Origin of the sequence: Methylovorus menthalis, assembly GCF_020523625.1 — a bacterium.
GTDB lineage: Bacteria > Pseudomonadota > Gammaproteobacteria > Burkholderiales > Methylophilaceae > Methylovorus > Methylovorus menthalis.
The window spans coordinates 192,743-215,605 of record NZ_JAJAQH010000005.1 but is presented as its reverse complement, the minus strand read 5'-3'; the positions used below and the strand labels follow the sequence as shown (position 1 = coordinate 215,605).

General features: G+C 52.4%; 29 protein-coding genes. 2 read left to right on the top strand and 27 right to left on the bottom strand.

The genetic code is table 11. From position 1 onward, the window contains the following. Positions 1–7 precede the first annotated feature (7 nt). The 23 genes from tatA to LG204_RS05565 all read right to left on the bottom strand — a co-directional run bounded on the left by tatA (position 8) and on the right by LG204_RS05565 (position 15,541). Positions 8–226, bottom strand: a complete 219-nt coding sequence (gene tatA, locus LG204_RS05675) for a Sec-independent protein translocase subunit TatA (protein WP_230336355.1) — start codon at positions 224–226, stop codon at positions 8–10. 24 nt (positions 227–250) lie between these two features. After that, the gene (locus LG204_RS05670; RefSeq protein WP_230336354.1) at positions 251–589 is read right to left on the bottom strand and encodes a histidine triad nucleotide-binding protein; all 339 of its coding nucleotides are present in this window, start codon (positions 587–589) and stop codon (positions 251–253) included. 6 nt (positions 590–595) lie between these two features. After that, a complete protein-coding gene (locus tag LG204_RS05665) occupies positions 596–913 on the bottom strand; it encodes a phosphoribosyl-ATP diphosphatase (protein WP_230336353.1) in 318 nt (105 codons plus the stop codon). Continuing rightward, complete coding sequence (gene hisI, locus LG204_RS05660) at positions 906–1,298, bottom strand: phosphoribosyl-AMP cyclohydrolase (RefSeq protein WP_230336352.1); 393 nt, start codon at positions 1,296–1,298, stop codon at positions 906–908. Before hisI ends, LG204_RS05665 begins: the two co-directional genes overlap by 8 nt. Beyond that, positions 1,295–2,053 (bottom strand): imidazole glycerol phosphate synthase subunit HisF, encoded by a 759-nt coding sequence (gene hisF, locus LG204_RS05655; protein WP_230336351.1) that lies wholly within the window; start codon positions 2,051–2,053, stop codon positions 1,295–1,297. The genes hisI and hisF overlap by 4 nt, the downstream gene beginning before the upstream one ends. After that, a complete protein-coding gene (gene hisA, locus LG204_RS05650; protein ID WP_159356330.1) occupies positions 2,050–2,790 on the bottom strand; it encodes a 1-(5-phosphoribosyl)-5-[(5-phosphoribosylamino)methylideneamino]imidazole-4-carboxamide isomerase in 741 nt (246 codons plus the stop codon). Before hisA ends, hisF begins: the two co-directional genes overlap by 4 nt. A 20-nt stretch (positions 2,791–2,810) precedes the next feature. Continuing rightward, a complete protein-coding gene (hisH, locus tag LG204_RS05645) occupies positions 2,811–3,455 on the bottom strand; it encodes an imidazole glycerol phosphate synthase subunit HisH (RefSeq protein WP_230336350.1) in 645 nt (214 codons plus the stop codon). A gap of 44 nt (positions 3,456–3,499) precedes the next feature. Beyond that, positions 3,500–4,087: an imidazoleglycerol-phosphate dehydratase HisB gene (gene hisB, locus LG204_RS05640; protein ID WP_013441097.1), complete on the bottom strand. Its 588-nt coding sequence runs from the start codon at positions 4,085–4,087 to the stop codon at positions 3,500–3,502. Between the two features lie 97 nt (positions 4,088–4,184). Then, positions 4,185–4,850: a 3-hexulose-6-phosphate synthase gene (hxlA, locus tag LG204_RS05635; protein ID WP_268868015.1), complete on the bottom strand. Its 666-nt coding sequence runs from the start codon at positions 4,848–4,850 to the stop codon at positions 4,185–4,187. Between the two features lie 177 nt (positions 4,851–5,027). Continuing rightward, a complete protein-coding gene (hisC, locus tag LG204_RS05630; RefSeq protein ID WP_230336348.1) occupies positions 5,028–6,095 on the bottom strand; it encodes a histidinol-phosphate transaminase in 1,068 nt (355 codons plus the stop codon). Continuing rightward, the gene (gene hisD, locus LG204_RS05625; protein WP_230336347.1) at positions 6,092–7,390 is read right to left on the bottom strand and encodes a histidinol dehydrogenase; all 1,299 of its coding nucleotides are present in this window, start codon (positions 7,388–7,390) and stop codon (positions 6,092–6,094) included. The genes hisC and hisD overlap by 4 nt, the downstream gene beginning before the upstream one ends. Before the next feature lie 9 nt (positions 7,391–7,399). Continuing rightward, positions 7,400–8,050, bottom strand: a complete 651-nt coding sequence (gene hisG, locus LG204_RS05620; RefSeq protein ID WP_013441093.1) for an ATP phosphoribosyltransferase — start codon at positions 8,048–8,050, stop codon at positions 7,400–7,402. A 44-nt stretch (positions 8,051–8,094) separates the two neighbouring features. After that, the gene (murA, locus tag LG204_RS05615; protein ID WP_230336346.1) at positions 8,095–9,345 is read right to left on the bottom strand and encodes a UDP-N-acetylglucosamine 1-carboxyvinyltransferase; all 1,251 of its coding nucleotides are present in this window, start codon (positions 9,343–9,345) and stop codon (positions 8,095–8,097) included. 43 nt (positions 9,346–9,388) lie between these two features. After that, positions 9,389–9,709 carry a Grx4 family monothiol glutaredoxin gene (gene grxD / locus LG204_RS05610; RefSeq protein WP_230336345.1) on the bottom strand — a complete coding sequence of 107 codons (321 nt, stop codon included), beginning with the start codon at positions 9,707–9,709 and terminating at the stop codon, positions 9,389–9,391. An 18-nt stretch (positions 9,710–9,727) separates the two neighbouring features. Continuing rightward, positions 9,728–9,976, bottom strand: a complete 249-nt coding sequence (locus LG204_RS05605; protein WP_013441090.1) for a BolA family protein — start codon at positions 9,974–9,976, stop codon at positions 9,728–9,730. A gap of 1 nt (position 9,977) precedes the next feature. Then, a complete protein-coding gene (locus tag LG204_RS05600; protein ID WP_230336344.1) occupies positions 9,978–10,757 on the bottom strand; it encodes an ABC transporter permease in 780 nt (259 codons plus the stop codon). Next, positions 10,754–11,665 (bottom strand): ABC transporter ATP-binding protein, encoded by a 912-nt coding sequence (locus LG204_RS05595; RefSeq protein WP_230336343.1) that lies wholly within the window; start codon positions 11,663–11,665, stop codon positions 10,754–10,756. The genes LG204_RS05600 and LG204_RS05595 overlap by 4 nt, the downstream gene beginning before the upstream one ends. A 22-nt stretch (positions 11,666–11,687) precedes the next feature. Next, complete coding sequence (locus LG204_RS05590; protein ID WP_230336342.1) at positions 11,688–11,984, bottom strand: STAS domain-containing protein; 297 nt, start codon at positions 11,982–11,984, stop codon at positions 11,688–11,690. An 11-nt stretch (positions 11,985–11,995) separates the two neighbouring features. Continuing rightward, positions 11,996–12,604, bottom strand: a complete 609-nt coding sequence (locus LG204_RS05585; RefSeq protein WP_230336341.1) for an MlaC/ttg2D family ABC transporter substrate-binding protein — start codon at positions 12,602–12,604, stop codon at positions 11,996–11,998. A gap of 2 nt (positions 12,605–12,606) precedes the next feature. Then, on the bottom strand, positions 12,607–13,086 hold the full coding sequence (gene mlaD, locus LG204_RS05580) for an outer membrane lipid asymmetry maintenance protein MlaD (protein WP_230336340.1): 480 nt from the start codon (positions 13,084–13,086) through the stop codon (positions 12,607–12,609). A gap of 78 nt (positions 13,087–13,164) precedes the next feature. Continuing rightward, positions 13,165–13,956 carry a lipid asymmetry maintenance ABC transporter permease subunit MlaE gene (mlaE, locus tag LG204_RS05575; protein ID WP_230336339.1) on the bottom strand — a complete coding sequence of 264 codons (792 nt, stop codon included), beginning with the start codon at positions 13,954–13,956 and terminating at the stop codon, positions 13,165–13,167. Then, positions 13,949–14,755 (bottom strand): ABC transporter ATP-binding protein, encoded by an 807-nt coding sequence (locus LG204_RS05570; RefSeq protein ID WP_230336338.1) that lies wholly within the window; start codon positions 14,753–14,755, stop codon positions 13,949–13,951. The genes mlaE and LG204_RS05570 overlap by 8 nt, the downstream gene beginning before the upstream one ends. Before the next feature lie 120 nt (positions 14,756–14,875). Next, positions 14,876–15,541: a prepilin-type N-terminal cleavage/methylation domain-containing protein gene (locus LG204_RS05565; protein ID WP_230336337.1), complete on the bottom strand. Its 666-nt coding sequence runs from the start codon at positions 15,539–15,541 to the stop codon at positions 14,876–14,878. Positions 15,542–15,699: 158 nt separating this feature from the next. Here LG204_RS05565 and LG204_RS05560 point away from each other — a divergent pair, with 158 nt between their 5' ends. Further along, positions 15,700–17,457, top strand: a complete 1,758-nt coding sequence (locus LG204_RS05560) for a sensor histidine kinase (protein ID WP_230336336.1) — start codon at positions 15,700–15,702, stop codon at positions 17,455–17,457. Between the two features lie 9 nt (positions 17,458–17,466). On the opposite strand, the gene ccsB is transcribed toward LG204_RS05560, so the two are convergent. The 3 genes from ccsB to LG204_RS05545 all read right to left on the bottom strand — a co-directional run bounded on the left by ccsB (position 17,467) and on the right by LG204_RS05545 (position 21,350). Further along, on the bottom strand, positions 17,467–18,612 hold the full coding sequence (ccsB, locus tag LG204_RS05555; RefSeq protein ID WP_230336335.1) for a c-type cytochrome biogenesis protein CcsB: 1,146 nt from the start codon (positions 18,610–18,612) through the stop codon (positions 17,467–17,469). Positions 18,613–18,645: 33 nt separating this feature from the next. After that, positions 18,646–20,559 (bottom strand): cytochrome c biogenesis protein ResB, encoded by a 1,914-nt coding sequence (locus LG204_RS05550; RefSeq protein ID WP_230336372.1) that lies wholly within the window; start codon positions 20,557–20,559, stop codon positions 18,646–18,648. A gap of 182 nt (positions 20,560–20,741) precedes the next feature. Then, entirely contained in the window at positions 20,742–21,350 is a 609-nt protein-coding gene (locus tag LG204_RS05545; RefSeq protein ID WP_230336334.1) for a c-type cytochrome, read from the bottom strand. 124 nt (positions 21,351–21,474) lie between these two features. Here LG204_RS05545 and yihA point away from each other — a divergent pair, with 124 nt between their 5' ends. Beyond that, a complete protein-coding gene (gene yihA / locus LG204_RS05540) occupies positions 21,475–22,113 on the top strand; it encodes a ribosome biogenesis GTP-binding protein YihA/YsxC (protein WP_230336333.1) in 639 nt (212 codons plus the stop codon). Between the two features lie 4 nt (positions 22,114–22,117). Here yihA and trmB read toward each other — a convergent pair whose 3' ends face one another. Continuing rightward, on the bottom strand, positions 22,118–22,834 hold the full coding sequence (trmB, locus tag LG204_RS05535; RefSeq protein WP_230336332.1) for a tRNA (guanosine(46)-N7)-methyltransferase TrmB: 717 nt from the start codon (positions 22,832–22,834) through the stop codon (positions 22,118–22,120). Positions 22,835–22,863 lie beyond the last annotated feature (29 nt).

The following is a 22,863-nucleotide window of genomic DNA, read 5'->3' as shown; positions in this document are numbered from 1 at the left end:
GTCCGTTTTATTGCTTAGTTTTTTGGGTGACTTCGCCTTCAACCGTATTGCTGTTTCCACGGTCGTCAAGACTGCCAGGCTTTTGCGCACCCTCGTTCATGGCCTCCTTGAAATTCTTGACCGCCCCACCTACATCACTGCCCATATTACGCAGCTTTTTGGTACCAAAAATCAACACCACGATAACCAGTACAATCAACCAATGCCAAATACTGAATGAACCCATTTCAACTCTCCTGAATATTTAGCTCTAGGTTTTGGGCAGGGTAGCACCGCCACCAAAAACGTGAACATGTATATGGAATACCTCTTGGCCACCTTCGCGACCGGTATTGATCATGGTACGAAAGCCAGCGAGACCCTGCTCTTCAGCCAGCTTGGGAGCCAGCAGCAGCATCTTTCCCAACAAGGCTTGATGCGATGAGTCGCAACTAGCAAGAGATTCGATGTGCTGGCGAGGAACAATAAGAAAATGAACCGGCGCCAAAGGATTGATATCCTTGAATACGATCACATCTTCGTCCGCGTAAATCTGTGTGGATGGAATACTGCCAGCGACAATTTTGCAAAAAATACAATCGGCACTCATTGCATGCTACTCCTTGCGTTGGGCTTTTTCCACGAGGCCGGAAAGGCCCTCGCGGCGGGCAAGCTCGTTGAGCACATCCTGAGGCTGTAGCCCGGCATGGGCCAGCATGATCATGGTATGAAACCAGAGATCCGCTGTTTCATAGATGATTTCGTCCTTGTTACCACCCTTGCCAGCAATGATGGTCTCTGCTGCCTCTTCGCCTACTTTTTTCAGGATGCTATCCATGCCCTTGGCATAGAGTTTGGCCACATAGGAGGCTGCAGGATCGGCTTGTTTACGCTGCTCCAGCAACTCGGCCAGCCGGTTAAGAACGTCACTCACGGTGGTAAATATCTCCAGGATTTTTAATAACAGGCTGGTCAATTACCCATTCGTCATCTGCCAGTTTCTGGAAAAAACAATTATGCCGCCCAGTATGGCAGGCAATGCCGCCAACCTGCTCGACACTGACAAGCACAACATCTTCATCACAATCGAGGCGAACCTCGTGCACTTTTTGCACGTGACCAGACTCTTCGCCTTTATGCCACAGGCGGTTGCGTGAACGCGACCAGTAAACAGCTTGACCGGTTTCGGCCGTCAATCGCAAAGCCTCGCGATTCATCCAGGCAAACATCAATACCTTGTTACTGCCAACTTCCTGCGCGATGACCGGCACTAAGCCATCGGCAGTCCATTGCACTTTATCCAACCATGCAACGCTCATAACCGCACCTCTATGCCATGATCCCGCATGTATTCTTTTGCTTGCCGAACGGTAAATTCACCATAGTGAAAAATACTGGCTGCTAGTACAGCATCTGCCCCGCCTTCTTGCACACCTTCGACGAGATGCAAAAGATTGCCTACACCGCCGGAAGCAATGATAGGCACACTGACCGCATCGCTGATGGCACGATTTAATGGCAGGTTAAAACCGATTTTGGTACCGTCGCGATCCATACTGGTCACCAGCAGCTCGCCTGCGCCCAGCTCAACCATTTTCTTTGCCCACTCAACAGCATCAAGACCTGTGGCCTTTCTGCCGCCGTGGGTAAACACTTCCCAGTGATCACCCACCTGCTTGGCATCAATGGCCACAACAATGCATTGCGAACCAAAGCGGCCAGCCGCATCTGCCACCAGCTGGGGGTTGGTGACTGCAGAAGTGTTGATGCTGACTTTATCGGCTCCGGCATTCAACAAACGACGAACATCTTCCACTTCGCGCACGCCGCCGCCAACCGTCAACGGAATAAACACTTGGGAAGCCACTTGCTCAATAATATTGAGGATTAAGCCACGGTTATCAGAACTGGCCGTGATATCCAGGAAAGTAAGCTCATCCGCGCCCTGATCGTCATAGCGCTTTGCAATCTCGACTGGATCACCTGCATCGCGCAGCTCCAGGAAATTCACGCCCTTGACCACACGTCCGTCGGTCACGTCCAGGCAGGGAATAATGCGCTTGGCCAGACTCATCCGTTAAGCTCGTCCGCCAGTGCTTGGGCCGCAGCAAAATCCAAGGTGCCTTCGTATATGGCACGCCCAGTGATCGCCCCCATGATGCCTTCGCTTTCGACTGCACATAACTTGTGCACATCATCAAGATTGGTAATGCCGCCGCTGGCAATGACCGGAATAGTCAGCGCCCGGGCCAATGCCACCGTTGCTTCAATGTTCACGCCGCTCAGCATGCCATCACGGCCGATATCGGTATAAACCACGGCTTCCACGCCATAGCCTTCAAACTTCTGCGCCAAGTCAATCACGTCATGCCCCGTCAGCTTCGACCAGCCATCCACGGCGACCTTGCCATCCTTGGCATCGAGCCCAACCATGATCTGACCGGGGAAGGCATAGCATGCCTCATGTAAAAAACCAGGATTTTTGACAGCAGCCGTACCAATGATCACGTAATCAATACCGTCGTCGAGATAGCGCTCAATGGTTTCAAGATCACGGATACCACCACCCAGCTGGATAGGAATTTCGCCGCCTACGGCATCGACAATCGCCTTGATGGCACCTTCATTGACAGGTTTTCCAGCAAATGCGCCGTTAAGATCAACCAGATGCAAACGTTTGCCGCCTTTATCTACCCAGTGACGCGCCATGGCGCCTGGATCCTCGGAAAACACAGTGGCGTCTTCCATAAGACCTTGTTTGAGTCGTACACAGTGACCGTCTTTCAGGTCGATGGCAGGAATGATCAGCATATTTTTTTAATAGAAAGAAATTAAGGACGTCCGTCCCACGCAATAAAATTGGATAACAACTTCAGACCGGCGTGCTGGCTTTTTTCTGGGTGAAACTGCACGGCGAAAATATTATCGCGCGCAATACAGCTGGTAAAGCGTTTGGGGTACTCACTATATCCCACCTCAACTCCAGCGTCTTCGGGCACGACATAATAACTATGGACGTAATAGAAACGCTCGCCATCGGCAATATCATTCCACATTGGATGAGGGCGGCTTTGGTATACCTCATTCCAGCCCATATGTGGCACTTTAAGGCGGGCACCATGCGCATCCACCATGTCGGCATCAGCAAACCGCTTGACGTTGCCCGGCAAGATGCTCAGTCCAGCGGCATTGCCTTCTTCACTGTGATCAAACAAGAGCTGCAGGCCAATGCAAATACCTAAAAAAGGCTTGTCAGCAGCTGCAGATATAACTGCCTGACGCAAACCTCTGGCGTCTAGCTCCCGAACACAATCAGGCATTGCCCCTTGCCCCGGAAACACCACGCGTTCAGCTGCCGCAATATCCGCAGGATCACTGCTCACGATCACCCGCTTACCGGGAGCCACATGTTCCAGCGCCTTGGATACGGACCGCAAATTGCCCATGCCATAATCTACAACAGCAATATCGATCATAGTGTGTGTTCAACAAAACCAGAAATATTGGGACTACCCAAAACTTATAAAGTGCCTTTAGTCGAAGGCATGATGCCGGTCATCCGGTCATCCGCTTCTACGGCCATACGCAACGCGCGGCCAAAAGCTTTGAAAATCGTTTCTGCCTGATGGTGCGCATTGTCACCACGCAGGTTATCGATATGCAGGGTTACCAGGGCGTGATTAACAAAGCCCTGGAAAAATTCATGTATGAGGTCGACATCAAAGTCACCTATGCGGGCGCGTGTAAACTCCACGCCGAACTCCATGCCAGGACGGCCGGATATATCAAGCACCACACGCGACAACGCTTCGTCCAACGGCACATATGAATGCCCGTAACGACGTATGCCTTTTTTATCGCCTATCGCCTTGGCAAAAGCTTGCCCCAGGGTTATGCCAATATCCTCGACGGTATGATGCGCATCAATATGCAGATCGCCATTGGCAGAGACAGTGATGTCCATCATGCCATGACGGGCAATCTGATCTAGCATGTGATCAAAAAAGCCCAACCCGCTGGCCAGCTTGGACACGCCGGTTCCATCCAGATTGATTGACACTGAGATTTGCGTTTCGAGGGTATTACGACTTACTTCGGCAATACGCATGGGAAGATCATTACTTTCTTGAGTTTCAAAAAACTAAAAACCGCCGCAGACCTTTGCAGCGACTGCGGCGGTTTGAGTTCCAGACGTAAATTTCGTCTTAGCTGAACAGCTTCTTCAACCAGCCGAACACGCCGCCGCTGGCAGTCGAACCTTTTGCCAGGCCGCTGATTTCAGCAGCAGCAGCAGCAGGGTCAGCAGCACCGTAGATAGCAGCGCCAGCAACAACAATGCTTGCACCAGCATCAACAACTTGCTTCACGGTAGCTGGCTTGATACCACCAGCAACAGAAACCTTAACACCCAGGTTCAGACCGGATACCAGACCCAGGTCAGCGAAAGGCGTTTGGCCAGCAGCTTGCTGATCCAGACCAGTGTGCACACCAATGATGTGTGCGCCCAGCTTGGCAACTTCTTTAGTACGTGCAGCTTTGTCAGCTACGTTGATCAAGTCAACTTGAGCTTCTTTGCCATACTTGTTGGCAACATCAATCACACCCTTGATAGTACCGATATCGGCAGTACCCAGTACGGTGCAAATGTCAGCGCCAGCCTTGTAGAAAGGCTCAGCTTCGTAGTAGCCAGCATCCATGGTCTTCAGATCGACCAGAATCTTGTTGTTCGGGAATTTAGCGCGCAATGTTTGCAGCAGCTTGATACCGTTGTACTTGATACAAGGGGTACCGATTTCAAGAATATCTACATGGGGGGCTACTTTGGTAGCCAGTGCTACGGTTGCATCGAAATCCAATGAATCCAATGCCATTTGTACTGATGGTTGTGCCACGATACTTCCTCCGCTTAAGTTACAGGGTTATGATTTACTCACTCCGTAATGATACATTTTTTCTTGTGAATAGGGTAAATCGGTTGAATTTTAGCAATATTTTGCCATGATGCACCTTAAATGCATCACTAGGCAGCATCATAATCGCTTTTAAGTTCAGGCGGCGGAGAGAATGTCCTTTAAGGCAGCAACCAGGGCTTCACATTCATCATCAGTCCCTACGGTAATACGCATGAACTGATCAATACGGGTTGGCTTTTTGAAGTGACGCACGATAATACTGCGCTCACGCAATGCCGTAGCCAAGGCCAAAGCTTCCCGTTCAGGATGGCGGGCAAAAATGAAATTGGCGCCTGAGGGCAGGATTTCAAAGCCAAGGGCCTGCATCCTGTCTACCAGCTTTGTCCGAGAATCTATCACGCGCTGCCGGGTCGCTTCAAAGTGAGCAACATCTTCCATGGCAGCAACAGCGCCCGCACTGGCAAACCTATCGATGGGATAAGAGTTGAAGCTGTCTTTCACCCGATGCAATGCATCAATCAACTCGGGGTGACCAACAGCATACCCTACGCGCAAACCGGCTAGTGAACGCGATTTTGATAAGGTATGCGTCACCAGCAGTTGAGGATATTCCTTAACCAGCGCAACGGCAGACTCACCACCAAAATCGATATAGGCCTCGTCAATAACAACCACGGAGTCAGTATTGGCATCCAGCAAGCGGCGAATTTCGCTCAGCGCCAGCACACGGCCAGTAGGCGCATTGGGATTAGGGAAAATAATCCCGCCATTCGCAACGCGATAGTCATCCACATTGATTTCAAAAGTCTGTGTAAGCGGCACGGTCTGATAATCAATATCGTAGAGCCCGCAATACACCGGATAAAAGCTGTAGGTAATATCCGGAAAAAGCAAAGGCGCCTCATGCTTGAGCAAGGCAAGAAACACATGCGCCAACACTTCATCCGACCCATTACCCACAAACACCTGCGCGGGCGTCAGGCCGTGAAATTCGGCGATGGCCTGCTTGAGGCGGTCTGAATTGGGATCCGGATAAAGACGCAGACTATCTGCTGCTTCGCCGCGCAAAGCCTCCAGCACTTTAGGGCTGGGGCCATACGGATTTTCATTGGTATTCAGCTTGATGAGGTTGGCAATTTTAGGCTGCTCACCCGGCGTATAGGGGGTGAGGCCGTGTACTACCTGGCTCCAGAATTTGCTCATTTTTTAAGCCGGTACTCCGCAGAACGAGCGTGTGCTTGCAGACCTTCGCCATAAGCCAGGGTAGCCGCAACTTTCCCCAGCTTTTGCGCGCCGTCTGCTGACACCATAATCAGGCTGGAACGCTTCTGGAAATCATATACGCCCAGCGGCGAAGAGAATCTGGCCGTACGCGAGGTAGGCAACACGTGGTTAGGGCCTGCGCAGTAATCTCCAAGCGCTTCGCAAGTATCACGCCCCATGAAGATGGCACCGGCATGCTTGATCTTCTTGCTGAAGGCCAAGGGATCATCCAGCGAAAGCTCCAAGTGCTCTGGAGCAATGTAATTACTGATGCGTGCAGCTTCTTCCAGATCCTGCACCTGAATCAGCGCACCACGGCCTTCGAGCGATGTCTTGATAATGTCCTTGCGCGGCATTTCTTCAACCAGTCGCGCCGCACTCGCAGCCACCTTGTCGAGAAACTCTGCATCGGGGGATAACAAAATGGCCTGGGCAAGCTCATCGTGCTCAGCTTGCGAAAACAAATCCATGGCTACCCAGTCCGGGTTGGTTTTACCATCGCAAATAACCAGAATTTCAGAGGGACCAGCCACCATATCAATACCGACCACGCCAAATACGCGGCGCTTGGCAGCGGCTACATAGGCGTTGCCAGGCCCAACAATCTTGTCTACCTGCGGCACGGTCTCGGTACCATACGCCAAGGCGCCCACAGCCTGAGCGCCACCGATACAGAATACGCGATCCACGCCACATACTGCAGCAGCAGCCAATACCAGCTGGTTACGCTCGCCATTAGGCGTCGGCACCACCATGATCAGCTCCTCTACACCTGCCACCTTGGCTGGAATAGCATTCATCAGCACCGATGACGGGTAAGCGGCCTTGCCACCAGGCACATACAAGCCCACGCGATCGAGCGGGGTAACCTGCTGACCCAGCAAGGTGCCATCATCCTCGGTATAGCTCCAGGACGACATCAATTGCTTCTCATGGTACAGGCGCACACGCTCGGCCGCTTGTTGCAGTGCCTCGCGCTGTGCAGCCGGCAATGCTTCAAGTGCGGCATGCAGCTCTACCTGCGAAATTTCCAGCGATGACAGTCCCGCCACATCCAGATGATCAAAACGCTTTGTATACTCCAGCACAGCAGCATCGCCGCGCTGTTTTACATTGCGCAAGATATCGGCAACCACCAGATCGATCTGGTCATCCTGAGCAGTCTCAAATGCCAGCAAGGCTTTGAGATCAGCATCAAAGGTCGCATCGCGAGTAGAAAAGCGTCGAATATTCATTGTGTAGCCTTATTTCTTTCCATTTTCTGCCACTGCTTGGGCAAATGAATCCATGATTGGTTGCAGCTCCCCACGCTTGAGCTTGAGCGAGGCCTGATTCACCACCAGGCGAGAACTGATGTCCGCAATCTCTTCCACCGCCTTGAGCTGATTGGCGCGCAAGGTGCCGCCCGTGCTCACCAGATCGACAATTGCATCGGCCAGGCCTACCAATGGCCCCAGCTCCATCGAGCCATACAGTTTGATCAGGTCGACATGCATGCCCTTGTTGGCAAAATGCTCACGCGCTGTCTTCACATACTTGGTCACCACCTTGAGGCGGGCACCTCGACGAATGGAACCGAAGTAATCGAAATCCTCGCGTACGGCGACCATCATCTTGCAACGCGCAATCTGCAGATCCAGCGGCTGATATAGCCCTTCGCCACCATGTTCGGTCAGCACATCCTTGCCAGCAATACCCAAATCAGCCGCGCCATATTGCACGTATGTAGGGACATCGGTCGCCCGCACAATCAGCAAGCGTACGTCAGGACGATTGGTTGGCAGAATTAGCTTGCGCGAAGCCTCTGGTGCTTCCAGGGCATGAATGCCCGCAGCCGCCAGCAGAGGGGTGGTCTCTTCAAAAATGCGGCCTTTGGATAGGGCAATGGTGATCATGAATTCAATTCTCTGTTAATACTGTCATTCAATGGCCATGCGCTTTAAGAAGTGCGCTTGACCTTGGCACCCAGCGCCGTGAGCTTCTCTTCGAGATTTTCATAGCCACGATCAAGGTGATAAATACGCTCAATTATCGTCTCGCCGCTGGCAACCAGCGCCGCCAGCACCAGACTGGCCGAAGCGCGCAAATCGGTCGCCATCACGGTAGCACCCTCCAGCTTGGGCACGCCGCGCACAATCGCCGTATTGCCTTCCACTTCTATCTGGGCACCCAAGCGCTGCATTTCCTGCACATGCATGAAACGATTTTCAAAGATGGTCTCGGTGACTTTTGCTACGCCGTCCGCGATAGTATTCAACGCCATCATTTGCGCTTGCATGTCCGTAGGAAAAGCCGGATGCGGCGCCGTACGAATATTCACAGCCTTCAATTTTCCGTTACTTTTCACGGTGATGCTAGTTGCATCACTTTCCACTGTTACACCCGCATCGCGCAGCTTCTCGATCACGGCATCCAGCAGCTCCGCCCGCGCATTGTTCAGCTTGACACAACCGCCCGTCATGGCGGCAGCCACCATATAAGTCCCGGCCTCAATACGATCGCATACCACCTGATGATCGCAGCCATGCAGGCGCTCTACACCGTGGATGGTAATGATGTCAGTACCGGCACCTTCAATACGTGCGCCCATTTTGATCAGGCACTCGGCAAGATCGACCACTTCGGGCTCTTTGGCAGCATTCTCAAGCACGGTTGTTCCATCTGCCAGGCATGCCGCCATCATGAGATTTTCGGTGCCGGTCACCGTCACCATATCCATGAAGTAGCGCGCTCCTTTGAGCTTGATGGCATGCGCTTCGATGTATCCATGCTCGATATGAATCTCGGCGCCCATGGCCTGCAATCCCTTGATATGCAAATCCACAGGACGCGAACCAATGGCACAACCACCCGGCAACGACACCCGGGCATGACCAAACCTCGCCAATAAAGGCCCTAGCACAAGGATGGAAGCCCGCATGGTTTTCACCATTTCATAGGGAGCTTCCTGGGTATGGATATGCGAAGCATCTAGTACAACACGATCTTCGGATCGGCTGGTCTGAACACCCATGTGCTCCAGCAAGGTGATGGTGGTACCCACATCCTTGAGTTTGGCCACGGCGCTCAGTTTAAGAGGGGTCTCCGCCAGCAGCGAGGCACAGAGAATCGGCAACGCCGCATTCTTGGCCCCGGAAATAGTAATTTCCCCTTGTAGCGGAATCCCGCCTTCAATAACCAGCTTATCCAAAATCCATCCCTAACTTTTATTGTGTTACAGCTGCCTGAACAGTTCAGGCGGTAGCGGATTCCAGCATTTTTTGCAGTTCACCCTGTTGAAACAGGTCGCGCATGATATCAGCCCCACCAACGAACTCGCCCTTGATATACAGCTGGGGGATAGTAGGCCAGTTAGCATAGACTTTGATGCCATCGCGAATGGCAGGATCGGCCAGCACATCCACCGCCACAAAATCCTTTACACCGCTCGCCTGCAAAATCTGCACGGCAAGACCCGAGAAACCGCATTGCGGAAACTTGGGTGAGCCCTTCATATAAAGCACCACTGGGTTGGCAGTGACCTGATTCTTGATCAATTCTTGAGTACTATCCATTTCAAACTCCTTAAAAGCTTAAGTCGAAGCACGTTGCGCCCAGGTTTCGGGCGTAAAAGTGCGCATCGATAAGGCATGAATTTCCTGGCGCATGCGATCGCCCAAAGCCTGATAGACCAGCTGGTGCTGTTGCACCATATTTTTACCTGTAAAGGCAGCGCTTACGATCACCGCTTCAAAGTGCTGGCCATCATTGCCCAGCACCTGCACGTAATCACACGCCAACCCCTGCGTTATATAGGTTTTTACATCATCTGCGCTTAACATTTTAGCCCCTGAGCTTATATCCGGATTTCAACATTCTGAGCGCAAGCCATGACAGCAGCAAGAAACTGATCCCCACCACCAGCAAACTAAGGGCGGGGGAAATATCGCCTTGCCCAAAGAAGCCATAGCGGAAGCCATCTATCATGTAAAAGAACGGGTTGAAATGCGAAACCGTCTGCCATACCGGCGGCAGCGAATGGATCGAGTAAAACACCCCTGAAAGGAATGACAAAGGCATGATAATAAAATTCTGGAATGCCGCCATCTGGTCAAACTTGTCCGCCCATATGCCAGCAATAATGCCAAATGCCCCCAGCAATGCACTCCCCAGGAAGGCAAATGCCAGGATGAAACCGGGGTGCGCGATGGGAAGATCAATGAAAATGATCGCCACCAGATAAATACATAGCCCGACCACCAAGCCACGGATGATGGACGCCGCCAGAAATGCCAGGAAAAACTCCAGATAAGACAGCGGAGTCAACATCACAAAAATAATACTGCCCATCACCTTGGACTGGATAAGGCTGGATGAACTATTGGCGAAGGCATTTTGCAACACCGACATCATGATCAGGCCCGGAATCAGGAAGGCGGTATAACCCACGCCATCATAGACCTGCACGTGCTTGTCCAATACATGCGAAAAAATCAGCAAATACAGCAGAGCCGTCATGACGGGTGCCGCAACGGTCTGGAAACTGACGCGCCAGAAGCGTAGCAGCTCTTTTTTAAAGAGAGTCCAAGGGCCACGCATCCGCGCTGAGATAAGGCTGCTCATGCCCGTCCCACCATATCGACAAACACGTCTTCGAGATCGGCTTCCAGTAATTGCATGTCGGTAAATACGAGTTGCGCCTGCCGAAGTTCAGCGAGCACATCTGCCACCTGAGTCACATCAGTCAAGCCGAAGGTATAGATATCGCCGTCACGATGGCGCACCAGCGCGGCAATGACAACAGGCAATACACTGCCAGGTGCCATCGTCACCCGCAGCTGCTTGCCAGGAATATGCTTGAGCAGATTGGCCGTGGTATCCAAGGCCACAATCTGCCCCGATTTCATCATGGCAACCCGCGAACAGAGCACCTCGGCCTCTTCCAGATAATGCGTGGTGAGAATGATGGTGTGGCCTTCGCGATTGAGCCGCTGAATAAACGCCCACATAGTCTGGCGCAACTCCACATCCACCCCAGCTGTTGGCTCATCCAGCACAATCACGGGCGGCTTGTGGGCAAGCGCCTGTGCAATCAGCGCACGGCGCTTCATACCACCTGACAGGCGACGCATGTTCACATGGGCTTTATCGGTGAGACCCAATGACTCGATTACTTCATCCACCCAGGCATCGTTTTCCGGTCCACGGCCGAAATAGCCTGCCTGAAAGCGCAACATTTCACGTACATTGAAAAATGGATCGAACACCAGCTCCTGGGGCACGACGCCCAGCAGCTGTCTGGCTTGCGCATACTGGGATACCACGTCATACCCCATCACTGACAATTTTCCGCTGCTTGGGCGCAGCAGACCTGCCAGAAGATTGATCAGGGTGGATTTGCCTGCCCCATTCGGGCCAAGCAAGGCAAAAAACTCGCCCTGCTCAATTGACAGGTCGATACCTTTCAATGCCTTTAAGGCACCGAAATCCTTGGTTACCTGCTCAATCTTGATCGCGGGAGTCATGGTCATGAAACGGGCAAAGCCCGAATGCCTAAGCGGCGGCGGCGTGTGGAATCAGTTCCAGAACGCCATATAGCGTCGCCAGACTGGTCAGATTCTTGGGAAAATGGATGAACTTCAATTCACACTTCTGATCCTGCGCACGGCGCAACCATTCAAACAGAACGCTGATAGTCGCGGTATCCACATCAGACACTGCAGAAAGATCAACTTCAAGACGATCCGACATGGGCAAGGCCTGACTTTGTGCCAGCAGGTTGTTGACCTGCGGCATTGTCATATCGCCCTGCACCTGCCAGCGCTGTCCTTCAGAAATAATTTGCGTCATTCTGTTTGCCGTTATTTGGCAGAACCAGCGTTCTTGTCAGCCAGCTTTTGAATGAGACCATCCATGCCGGATTGGCGAATTTCATTGCTGAACTGACCACGGTAGTTCGTCACCAGGCTCACGCCCTCAATCACGATATCGTAAACCTTCCAGGCTTCACCGGTTTTTTCCAGGCTGTAATCAACGGCGATCGGCTGGCCACCTGGCTGCACGATTTCAGTCTTAACGGTGACTTCCTTGTCTGAAGGCTCAGCGCGCAAAGGTTTATAGTTGATGGTCTGGTTACGATATTTACCCAGCGCGGTTGCGTAGGTACGCAGCATCAGGCTGCGGAATTCCTTCTGGAATGCATCCTGTTGCTCTTTGCTCGCACGACTCCAGTTTTTACCCAGCACCATGCGTGACACACGATCAAAATCAAAATTTGGCAAAATCTTTTCTTCTGCCAGTGCAAAAATCTTTTTCTGATCGCCAGCCTGGATGTCCTTGTCTTTCTTGACGATGGTCAACACTTCGTCGGCTGTCGATTTAACCAGCACATCAGGTGCCACATCAGCCAGGGCCAACTGCATTACGCCCATCAAGGCCGCACTTGCTACGAATTTGATTACAGACTTCATGTTTATTCCGCCTTTTTGCTATCGCCACTTTCGGAGGCTTTGTTATACAAGAACTGACTGATCATTTTTTCCAGGACTACCGCATCCTGGGTATGGGAAATCTTGTCGCCATCCTTCAATGACTGCTCATCACCACCGGCTTCCAGGCCTACGTATTGCTCACCTAGCAGGCCAGCCGTATAAATATTGGCAAACGTATCCTTGGGGAATGGATAACGCTTATCCACCTTCAGAGTCACATTTGCTTCAAAGGTTTTACTGTCGAACTGAATATTGTCTACGCGCCCAACCACCACACCAGCACTTTTCACGGGAGCACGTGGCTTCAAGCCGCCGATATTTTCAAATGCAGCGGTTACCGTGTACGTTTCACCCACACTACTGGAGGTGAGGTTACCCACTTTAAGCGCCAGCCCAAACAAGGCGGCAGCCCCAGCGACGGCAAAAATGCCGACCCATAAATCCATTGTTGTGCGTTCCATTCAATCTCCAGTCTTTGCGTTATCACGCATTTTATTTCGCGCCCTGACAAAAGGGCTTACTCAACCGCGATCAGCGGATCAAGTCACAATCATGAAAGAGGTCAGGATGAAGTCCAAGCCCAGCACAGCAAGAGACGAATTCACCACTGTCCGTGTTGTCGCGCGGCTCACGCCCTCAGCAGTCGGCGGGGCATCAAACCCTTCAAACAATGCGATCATGGTGCAAGCAACGCCAAACACCACACTCTTGATGACACCATTCACAATATCTGCCTGAAAATCGACATTCGCCTGCATCTGCGACCAGAAGGCCCCATTATCAACCCCGATCACAGGCACCGCGACTATGTAGCCGCCCAATACCCCAACCATCGAGAACAATGCCGCCAGCAACGGCATGGACACCACGCCCGCCCAGAACCGGGGAGCAACCACGCGCGCAATCGGGCTGACAGCCATCATTTCCATTGCCGACAGCTGCTCAGTGGTTTTCATCAAACCAATTTCAGCGGTAATGGCAGTACCTGCGCGCCCAGCGAACAGCAGCGCCGTCACCACAGGCCCCAACTCGCGCACCAGCGAAAGCGCCACCAGCACACCGATCGCCTCGGATGAGCCATATTTTTGCAAGGTATTGTAGCCCTGCAAAGCCAGCACCATGCCGACAAAAAACGCCGACACTAGGATGATCAGCAGCGACATGACCCCGGTAAAGTAGATTTCCCGGATGGTCAGGTGGATACGCCTGAAACTCTCACCGGAGTAAATCAGGGTGTACAGAAAGAATCGTGCGCCGGAACCCAGACGCCAGATACGATCAATAATGCGGTGGCCCATGCCACGCAACACTTCAGCCAAACGTTTAAGCATCCTGCCCTCTCAGCATATCGCGCCTGTAATCAGGCGCGGAATAGTGGAAGGGCACTGGCCCATCAACTTCACCATGCACAAATTGATGTACGAACGGCAGCGTCGACTGCCGCAACTCGTCAGGCGCACCTTCCGCCTCAACCACGCCATTGGCCACGATATAGACGTAATCCGCAATGGAAAACGCTTCTTTCACGTCATGGGTAACCAGAATGGACGTCGCTCCCAGCGCATCATTCAAGCTGCGAATGAGGTTGCAGGTGACACTCATTGAAATCGGATCAAGGCCCGTGAACGGCTCGTCGTACATGATGATGGAAGGATCAAGGGCAATGGCACGTGCCAGCGCAACCCGGCGCGCCATACCACCAGACAGTTCGGTTGGCATCAAATTGCGCGCGCCGCGCAAACCCACCGCATTCAGCTTCATCATCACCAGATCACGGATGATGGATTCAGGTAAATCTGCATGCTCCCGAATCGGGAAAGCCACATTTTCGTAAACCGACAAATCGGTAAACAGAGCGCCGAACTGGAACAGCATGCCCATCTTGCGACGCAGTTGAAACAGGCCGTGGCGATCCTGCTTATGCACAACCTGCCCTTCAACGCGGACCTCTCCCTGGGTTGGCACCAGCTGGCCGCCGATCAGGCGCAACAGGGTTGTTTTGCCGCTACCACTACCACCCATGATGGCGATGACTTTGCCACGCGGGAAGGACATATTGATGCCCTTGTGCAGCAGTCGCCCTTTGTAACCAAAGGATAGATTGTCGATTTCGACGATGTTGTCGGCCATAGCGGTCTTGGGATTTAGAATCCGGCTATTTTAAATCAATTCGTGTTGCGGACGTAATACAAAAACAAAAAAGCCCGCAAATGCGGGCTTTTTTACAACATATTACACGGCTAAAAATACCTAAACACCAAAGCACACTATGTAAGATTTTGCTTGGTCTATATCTGCAGTGGCAGTGGACTTAGCTCCCAACGCATAGCTTACGGTAGGCGTTGCAAGCATAGACCCAGAGTCAGTTTCACCATTGTCCATGGTGCTATCCAGTTGCAAAACATATTTTCCTAGAATCCCTGTGGAACAAATCACATAAGATCCTGTAATAGCTTTGCTATTTTTATCTTGAATCGCAGTTTTAGTTGCATCGGTAGTGCCAGCCTGTATCCCAATTGGATTCCCATCTGCATTCGTCGGACGCCAGTCGCTCACCGTTGGATCGGTAGACCCCGTAGACAGACCTGCTAATCGTACATGCTGCCAAAAGTTATATGCCTCAGAAGTGGACCCTGCACCAGAGTCAGTCCAACTACCACTCAATGCACCATCACCATTCCCGCCCTTCTCAGCGCCCACCCGCGCTACAGCTTTTGCATCGTCCCCTGGCAAAGCCTTGTATTTATCCTGATACCCATATATGTAAATTGGAATATTTCTGAAATCACTCGCAAAGTTCTTTACCTTGGCACTGTTAATCAACTCTTGCCCCTTCAGCACGCCGCCAAGCAGCAAACCGATGATTACCAGCACAATTGCCAGCTCAATCAAGGTAAATCCAGATTGTTTGTTCATTAAGCTATCCTTATGACCCCTGTTATTTTTTTACCTGCCAACATCAGAAATAACTGATTTTCGTTGCATTCTACATTGCAATTGGCGTGCCACAGGCGAAATTCTTGTTCTGAAATTAAATTGATTACGATTGTTGGTTTATATGATTAAAATCATCTTTGAAGCGTCAAAATATCATCATCTCTGACAAGAAAATGACACCCACCAGCCCATCTCAATCCAACACACCCAGCTCACGATTCGGCTTCACACCCTTTCGTCAGCAATGGCAGTTGGCGCTAATGTTGTTTTCACTGCACGGTTTGCTGGTGTGGGGCATAGGCAGCGAGCTGCAAACCGCTTGGACGCTTTTTCATTATGGCTGCTTTCTACTATGGCAACCCGTGCTACATGGCCGCGAACCCTTAACCTTGCGAACGGCCCTTATCCTGCTGGGCGGGGGCATCTTGATGACGATGTTCATGAGCTGGTGGCTCATGGCGTTCTGGCTTTGCCTGTTATTCTCGCTGCTGGGCGGGCGCATTTTTTCCCTCACAAAAACCCCCTCCCGTCCTGGATTTCTGCTGGCTGCAACCTACCTGCTAGCCATGCTTACACTGCATGTTGTCCCGCGGCTTCTCGCCAGGAATATCGACACCGACGCCCTGATATTGCTGGTTGAATATGGACTGCTTCTGCTTCCCGTCAGCCTGCTATTCACCAAAGCCGAATATGGCGACACACAGCAAGCCCTCGCCATGGACTTTTTTTATACGCTGATGCTGCTGATGGTCACCATTACGCTGGTGCTTGGGTGCTTCGCTATCGCCACGACAACACAAGCCCGCTACACAGAAGTGTTACTCAAGATGATTTTTGCCCTGGCAGCAGGCCTGCTGGCCTTGAGCTGGTTCTGGAACCCCAGAGCCGGCTTCTCGGGCATTGGCCTGATACTCTCACGCTATCTGCTGAGTGTAGGCTTGCCATTCGAGCAGTGGATACAGAACATCGCTGAACTCGCCCAGCAACAACGCACCCCCGCAAGCTTTCTTTCGCATGCCGTTGCCGAAATCGCCCAGCTCCCGTGGGTTGAAGGAGCTAAATGGCAGATAGGTCAGGAGGAACAGCAACTAGGCAAACCCAGCATGCATCTGCATGAGTTGCAGTTTCATGATGTGGAGTTGACTTTGTATAGTCGCTGGCCGCTGACACCCGCCTTGACGATACACGTCAAACTGCTGACCCGGATTGTGGCCGAGTTTTACGAAGCGAAACGCCGCGAAGAATCGATGACGCAAAATGCTTACATGCAGGCCGTGTATGAAACAGGCGCCCGCCTGACCCACGACATCAAGAATCTGGTGCAATCCATGGGCGCCCTGTGCAGCGCGGCGGAGCATACGGCAGCGAGCGATCAGGATCGACTTCTGGCGTTGGTGCGCAAGCAACTGCCCCTGCTGAACGAGCGGATGGCAAGAACGCTGACCAAGCTCCAATCGCCTGCCAGCGAGAGCCGTCGCAGTCTTCCCATTTTGCAATGGTGGGAAAATTTTCAGGCGCACTACCCCCAGCTTGGCATTGTTTTTGAGGCCACTATTTCTGAAAACCCCGAGGTAGATAGCGACGTTTTGGATAGCGTCACTGACAATCTGATTCAGAACGCCCTGGCCAAACGCAGCAGTCAGCCTGGGCTGGAAATTTACGTCACCTTGCACGGAGACAAGCGCTATACGGTAGCCGTGGGAGATACCGGCAGCGCAATGCCCTCGGCGATCGCCGAGAATCTGTTCAAAAAACAGGTAAGCTCGGGCAAAGGGTTGGGCATAGGGCTATATCAAGCAGCCAGACAGGCAAACGCCAGCGGATTAACGCTGGCGTTGAAAGAAAATCGCGAAGGCGCCGTCTGGTTTACGCTAGGCCCGCAACAAACTGCCTAGCGAAACTGATTACAACGTGCCGTAAGAGTGCAGGCCGGACAGGAACATATTGACACCGAGGAAGGCAAAGGTGGTGACCAGCAAACCCACCAACGCCCACCAGGCCAGCATGCTTCCACGCAAGCCCTTGACCAGGCGCAAGTGCAGCCAGGCAGCATAATTCAGCCACACGATCAGCGCCCAGGTTTCCTTCGGGTCCCAGGACCAATAGCCGCCCCAGGCTTCAGCCGCCCACATGGCGCCCAGAATGGTCGCAATGGTGAAGAACGCAAAACCGACGGCAATTGCCTTGTACATCACATCATCGAGCACCTCCAGCTTGGGCAGGCGCGAAGCCAGAATGCCACGCTCAGCCAGCAAGTAAGCACTACCCACCATTGCTGCCAGCGAGAAGGCGCCATAGCCAATAAAGTTGGCCGGCACATGAATTTTCATCCAGTAAGACTGCAAGGCAGGCACCAGAGGCTGGATGGCATTGGCTTGACGATCAAAGGTATACCAGAGAATGAATCCTACCGCGGCGTTGATCACCAGCAAGACAAAGCCACCCAGCTGGCGGGTTTCATAACGGCGCTCATAGTAAAGATACAAAAGCGCCGTAATCAGGCAGAACAGCACAAACACTTCATACAGATTGCTGATGGGAATATGGCCAACATCCGGGGCAATGAGATATGACTCATACCAGCGCACCATCAGGCCCACAAAGCCCATCAGCACAGCAGCCCAGGTCAGACTGGTCGCCACCTTGCCCGAAAATTCGGAGCGACGGAACAAGGCAAACCAGTAGGTCAGCATGGCCAGCACAAACAGCACATTCATCCACATGATGGCGGACTGGCTGGAAATGAGGAATTTCAGCAGAAAAGCATGTTCAGCGCGCGCCAGATCAGCCTGATAGAGCTGAATGGCGAACAGGCTGATGATGCCGATGCCAATAATCAGGAGACGAATGGGCTTCCACTGCCAGCCCAGATAACTAAAGCCCAGCGCCGCGCCAATCAGAAAGGTTTTTTCGTAGGCATCCATGTAAGCGCCATACTGCTGATACGCAAACAGGGCACCCGCACAGAGGATGAGGGCATACAGCCAATCCTGCCAGCGCAAACGCTTCAACAGCGGTTGAGGATGATCTTCAAACAAAATGGTATTCATGGTTTTTCCTGATCCTTGGCTAGATAGCATGCGCTATTCGCTTTGCAACAATCGACGCAACTGTTCGCGGTATTGCTCGAATTCCATATCCAGATCGCGATTCTTGCGATTGGCGGACATGGTAAACAACACTTCATTAGCGGGTTTGATCAACATCCAGATACGACGTTCCCGAATATAAATCATGGCAAAGATGCCCAACACCAGCAGCACGGACCCACCATACACCAGATTCTTGCCCGGTGAACGTGTCAGTTGCAAACCACTGGCCTGGCGTTGCTGGAATTCATCCAGCTGCAAATAAAACGGCGCGCCATAAAAGAAAAGATCACTCATGGCGTTCAGACTTTCCTGCAGAAAGATCTGGGTATTGGAGTCGAGTTCACCGGCCTTGAGCCCAGCGCGCTCAAGCCCCAGCTTGTATGCCTCGAGCGTCGCACCAGAGATGATTTTCAGATAGGTCTGTGCGGCCTTTTCACGCTGCGGTTCAGGCACAGCATCTTCAATCATCTTGGCAATCTTTGTGTAGCCACCTGCATCAAAGCCTTGCAGCAACTGCACTACACTCGCCTGGAATTTCTTGCGCATCTCGGCATCGGCTTTGTCGCCCATCGCATCCTGGGTAAAGCGACGCGCAATCTCTTCATGTAACGAAGGATCAAACATGGTGGCACGCAGCCGCATGAAACCCTGCAAACTGTAATCCTCATCCGCAGGAATACGCAGGTACTTCAATTCATCCTGAGGCGTTGCCCGCATACCGGTGACGAAGTAGCGACGGCCATCCAGCTGCAAGGGCTGCATGTAGCTCACGTATTCACGCGCCTGCCCCTGGGTGTCACGCACCTTGTACGTGATGTTGGGGCCGACGTTGTGCGGCTTTCCCTTGCCATCGGGGGACAAGTTAAGAATATTGAATAATCTGAAATCGTTGAATTCAACTTTCAGGGCCTGATCGCCTTCACCCAAGGTCACGTTCTTGAATATGTTGCTTTGCACTTTGATCGGCTGGTCTTTGCCACCAAACAAACCATACGCATTGAAGTTGAGCTTGGTACCACCATCCTGAAAATCGGACTGATAAATGGCAATGCCTTTGTAGATCAGCGGGTGATTGACACTGATGGTGTGCGCCAATGGTTCCTTGAGGTCAGGATCAATAATCAGCAGATCACTCTCGAAGGACTTGGGCTGGCCGGTAGCGTAATGCTCAATACGGAACTGCTTAAGCTGAATGCGAAATGGCAGCTCCTGCACCAGATAGCCATCGCGGATGCGCATGAAGGACACATTGGAGCTGGCACCTTCCGGCAAGGTCATATTGGCGCGGAACGACAAATTGCGCACGGACAAGCGGCTGATGGCAGGCACTTCATTCTCGGGAATATCCAGCGTCTCGACTTTTTTATAGCCCAGCAGCTCCTGCACCTTGAATGGGACGTTGCCATCAATCAGGCCCCCCACACAAATCACCACAATAGCCGTATGCGTCAGGATATAGCCTAGGCGCTGATAGCTGCCCGCCTTGGCGGCAATCAGCTCGCTGCCATCGGCCTGCTGCACGGTTTTAAATCGAAAACCACGCTGCCCCAAAAACTGAACAATACGAGCGCGGGTCTCAGCACCCACCGCTACAGTATAGGAAGCACGGTGACTGAACGCGCGCAGGGATTTTTCCGTTGCACCCTCGCGATAGGCGCGCAACTCGCGCAACATCAGGGGACTATTACGATAAATACACAGGCTGGTCGACAGCACCAGAAACACCAGAATCACCAGAAACCAGACGCTGTGATATACGTCATACAAGCCCAGCTTTTCGAACAAATCAAACCAGAACTGGCCGAACTTGATCACATAATTGGGGTAGGGCTCGTTTTGTTTGAGGACCGTTCCGATGATAGACGCGATCCCCAATACGGTAAGCAAGCTCACGGCAAAACGCATGGAACTGAGGAGCTCGTATAGTCGACGGGAGTTGGAGAACTGAGGCTTCAAGGCGTAATCAATCTGAAAGAGTTCGTTTAGGACAAACAAGACTGGCAGGAGTTGCCAAAAAAGTTAAGGGTGGCTTGCAGCCACCCTTAACTTTTTAAAACAGCTATTGGACCAGCCCCAATGGGACTAGCTTAGTGCAGACCCTGAATATAGTCAGCAACCGCTGCCATATCGCTATCACTAAGCTTGGCAGCCACCATACGCATCATCTTGGCCGCGTCATTGGCGCGCTCACCGGCACGGAATGCCTTCAGCTGGGTAACGGTGTAATCCGCATGCTGTCCAGCCAGGCGTGGGAACTGCACAGGAATACCAGCGCCAGCAGGACCATGGCAGGAAGCACAGGCTGGAACGCCTACACCAGGGATACCACCCTTGAAGATTTTTTCGCCAACAGAACCAGCGCCATTGCTCTTGGCCGTACCTTGCTTGGGAGCCTGGGAACCAAAGTAAGCACCCAGGTTGCTCATGTCTTCAGGTGTCAGGTTAGCCACCATGCCAGCCATGATCGGGTTCTTGCGGTCACCCGCCTTGAAATTTGTGAGTTGTTTGGTAATGTATTCTGGATGCTGACCTGCCAGCTTGGGGTACATAGGCACCATGCTATTGCCATCAGCACCGTGACAGGCCGCGCAGACGGTGGTCGCTGTCGCAGCGCCCTTGCTGGCATCCCCTGCGGCGAATGCAGAAATGGCGGTCATTGAGCCCAGGGCAAGCACCGCAATGTGACGGAAATTCATATCCAGCTCCTCAAACAATACTACTGATTTAAATATGGTTAAACATTAGCCACGCATTTTATCCAAATTTACGTTATCGTGGTAGCATTTTTGCCCCTTGCTGTCCTTGAATAAGCCTCTATCTATGCCATTGTTTCAAAACGCCACATTTCATATCTCCGCTCATCATCTGAGCGACTTGCCTCCGCCATTCGGTATCGAGGTCGCTTTTGCTGGCCGTTCAAATGCGGGCAAGTCAAGCGCGCTCAACACCATGGCGAATCATAATCGTCTGGCTTTTGTCAGTAAGCAACCAGGCCGCACCCAACTGATCAACTTCTTTAGTCTTGGTGGAGATCGTTTTCTGGTGGATTTGCCCGGATATGGCTACGCCAAAGTGCCGGAGAGCTTGCGCAAGCACTGGCAGATGACACTTTCCAACTACCTGAGCCACCGCTCATCCTTATACGGACTGGTGTTGGTGATGGATAGCCGCCACCCGCTAACGCCACTGGACCGGCAAATGCTGGACTGGTTTGGCCCCAGCGGCAAACCGATTCACGTGCTGCTGACCAAGTCGGACAAGCTGTCCAGAAGTGCCGCCATGCTGACACTGAATGCCGTGCGCAAAGAGCTGAATACCACGTGGGGCAACTGCTCGGTACAACTGTTCTCCAGCCTGAAAAAACAGGGGGTGGAAGAAGCCGAAGCTGTCATCGGCAAATGGCTGTTTCCCCCACAGGACCACACAACGGAAGAGCCCTCCGAGAGCCCTGCGGAGTAAAGCCCTATTGACGGGTGAAGATGATATCCCAGACGCCGTGACCCAGCTTGATGCCCCGGTTTTCAAACTTGGTTAAGGGACGGTAGTCCGGCTTTTCTGCATAGGTATCCGCCGTATTCCGCAATTGCGGCTCGCCCTGCAACACCTCCAGCACCCACTCTGCATACTCCTGCCAATCCGTGGCCACATGCAGGTAAGCGCCTGCTTTAAGCTTACTGCAAAGCAACTGCACAAAAGCAGCCTGAATCAAGCGGCGCTTGTGATGGCGCTTTTTATGCCAGGGGTCAGGGAAGAAAATATGCACGCCATCCAGACTTGCATCCGGGATCATGTACTGCAAGACCTCGACGGCGTCATGCTGGATAACGCGGATGTTCTCCAGCTGCATTTCGCCCACCAGCTTGAGCAGGCTGCCCACGCCGGGGGTGTGCACTTCTACGCCAATAAAATCGCGCTCGGGTTGTACCTGGGCAATTTTGGCTGTGCTATCGCCCATGCCAAAGCCGATCTCGAGAATTTTTGGACTATCCGCACGGCCAAATACCTGATCAAGCGCGATGGGTTCCGGCTGATAAGCCACGCCATAGACAGGGAGCCATTGATCCAGCGCCTTGCGTTGCCCTTCGGTCAGACGGCCCTGACGCAGCACAAAACTGCGAATAGGGCGATGCTTGGGATTATCCTGCTCATGGGCTGGCAGCTCATGCTCTTTATGTTCCATACCGGTCACAATGCAACGTACGTTAAACC

Coding starts and splice junctions, on each gene's coding strand:
- tatA (WP_230336355.1), bottom strand. CDS start 226: ATGGGTTCATTCAGTATTTGGCATTGGTTGATTGTACTGGTTATCGTG.
- LG204_RS05670 (WP_230336354.1), bottom strand. CDS start 589: ATGAGTGCCGATTGTATTTTTTGCAAAATTGTCGCTGGCAGTATTCCA.
- hisI (WP_230336352.1), bottom strand. CDS start 1,298: ATGAGCGTTGCATGGTTGGATAAAGTGCAATGGACTGCCGATGGCTTA.
- hisF (WP_230336351.1), bottom strand. CDS start 2,053: ATGAGTCTGGCCAAGCGCATTATTCCCTGCCTGGACGTGACCGACGGA.
- hisA (WP_159356330.1), bottom strand. CDS start 2,790: ATGCTGATCATTCCTGCCATCGACCTGAAAGACGGTCACTGTGTACGA.
- hisH (WP_230336350.1), bottom strand. CDS start 3,455: ATGATCGATATTGCTGTTGTAGATTATGGCATGGGCAATTTGCGGTCC.
- hisB (WP_013441097.1), bottom strand. CDS start 4,087: ATGCGTATTGCCGAAGTAAGTCGTAATACCCTCGAAACGCAAATCTCA.
- hxlA (WP_268868015.1), bottom strand. CDS start 4,850: ATGGCATTGGATTCATTGGATTTCGATGCAACCGTAGCACTGGCTACC.
- hisC (WP_230336348.1), bottom strand. CDS start 6,095: ATGAGCAAATTCTGGAGCCAGGTAGTACACGGCCTCACCCCCTATACG.
- hisD (WP_230336347.1), bottom strand. CDS start 7,390: ATGAATATTCGACGCTTTTCTACTCGCGATGCGACCTTTGATGCTGAT.
- hisG (WP_013441093.1), bottom strand. CDS start 8,050: ATGATCACCATTGCCCTATCCAAAGGCCGCATTTTTGAAGAGACCACC.
- grxD (WP_230336345.1), bottom strand. CDS start 9,709: ATGGATAGTACTCAAGAATTGATCAAGAATCAGGTCACTGCCAACCCA.
- LG204_RS05605 (WP_013441090.1), bottom strand. CDS start 9,976: ATGTTAAGCGCAGATGATGTAAAAACCTATATAACGCAGGGGTTGGCG.
- LG204_RS05600 (WP_230336344.1), bottom strand. CDS start 10,757: ATGAGCAGCCTTATCTCAGCGCGGATGCGTGGCCCTTGGACTCTCTTT.
- LG204_RS05595 (WP_230336343.1), bottom strand. CDS start 11,665: ATGACCATGACTCCCGCGATCAAGATTGAGCAGGTAACCAAGGATTTC.
- LG204_RS05590 (WP_230336342.1), bottom strand. CDS start 11,984: ATGACGCAAATTATTTCTGAAGGACAGCGCTGGCAGGTGCAGGGCGAT.
- LG204_RS05585 (WP_230336341.1), bottom strand. CDS start 12,604: ATGAAGTCTGTAATCAAATTCGTAGCAAGTGCGGCCTTGATGGGCGTA.
- mlaD (WP_230336340.1), bottom strand. CDS start 13,086: ATGGAACGCACAACAATGGATTTATGGGTCGGCATTTTTGCCGTCGCT.
- mlaE (WP_230336339.1), bottom strand. CDS start 13,956: ATGCTTAAACGTTTGGCTGAAGTGTTGCGTGGCATGGGCCACCGCATT.
- LG204_RS05570 (WP_230336338.1), bottom strand. CDS start 14,755: ATGGCCGACAACATCGTCGAAATCGACAATCTATCCTTTGGTTACAAA.
- LG204_RS05565 (WP_230336337.1), bottom strand. CDS start 15,541: ATGAACAAACAATCTGGATTTACCTTGATTGAGCTGGCAATTGTGCTG.
- ccsB (WP_230336335.1), bottom strand. CDS start 18,612: ATGAATACCATTTTGTTTGAAGATCATCCTCAACCGCTGTTGAAGCGT.
- LG204_RS05550 (WP_230336372.1), bottom strand. CDS start 20,559: ATGCGTTTTGCCGTGAGCTTGCTTACCGTATTGGGGATCGCGTCTATC.
- LG204_RS05545 (WP_230336334.1), bottom strand. CDS start 21,350: ATGAATTTCCGTCACATTGCGGTGCTTGCCCTGGGCTCAATGACCGCC.
- yihA (WP_230336333.1), top strand. CDS start 21,475: ATGCCATTGTTTCAAAACGCCACATTTCATATCTCCGCTCATCATCTG.
- trmB (WP_230336332.1), bottom strand. CDS start 22,834: ATGGAACATAAAGAGCATGAGCTGCCAGCCCATGAGCAGGATAATCCC.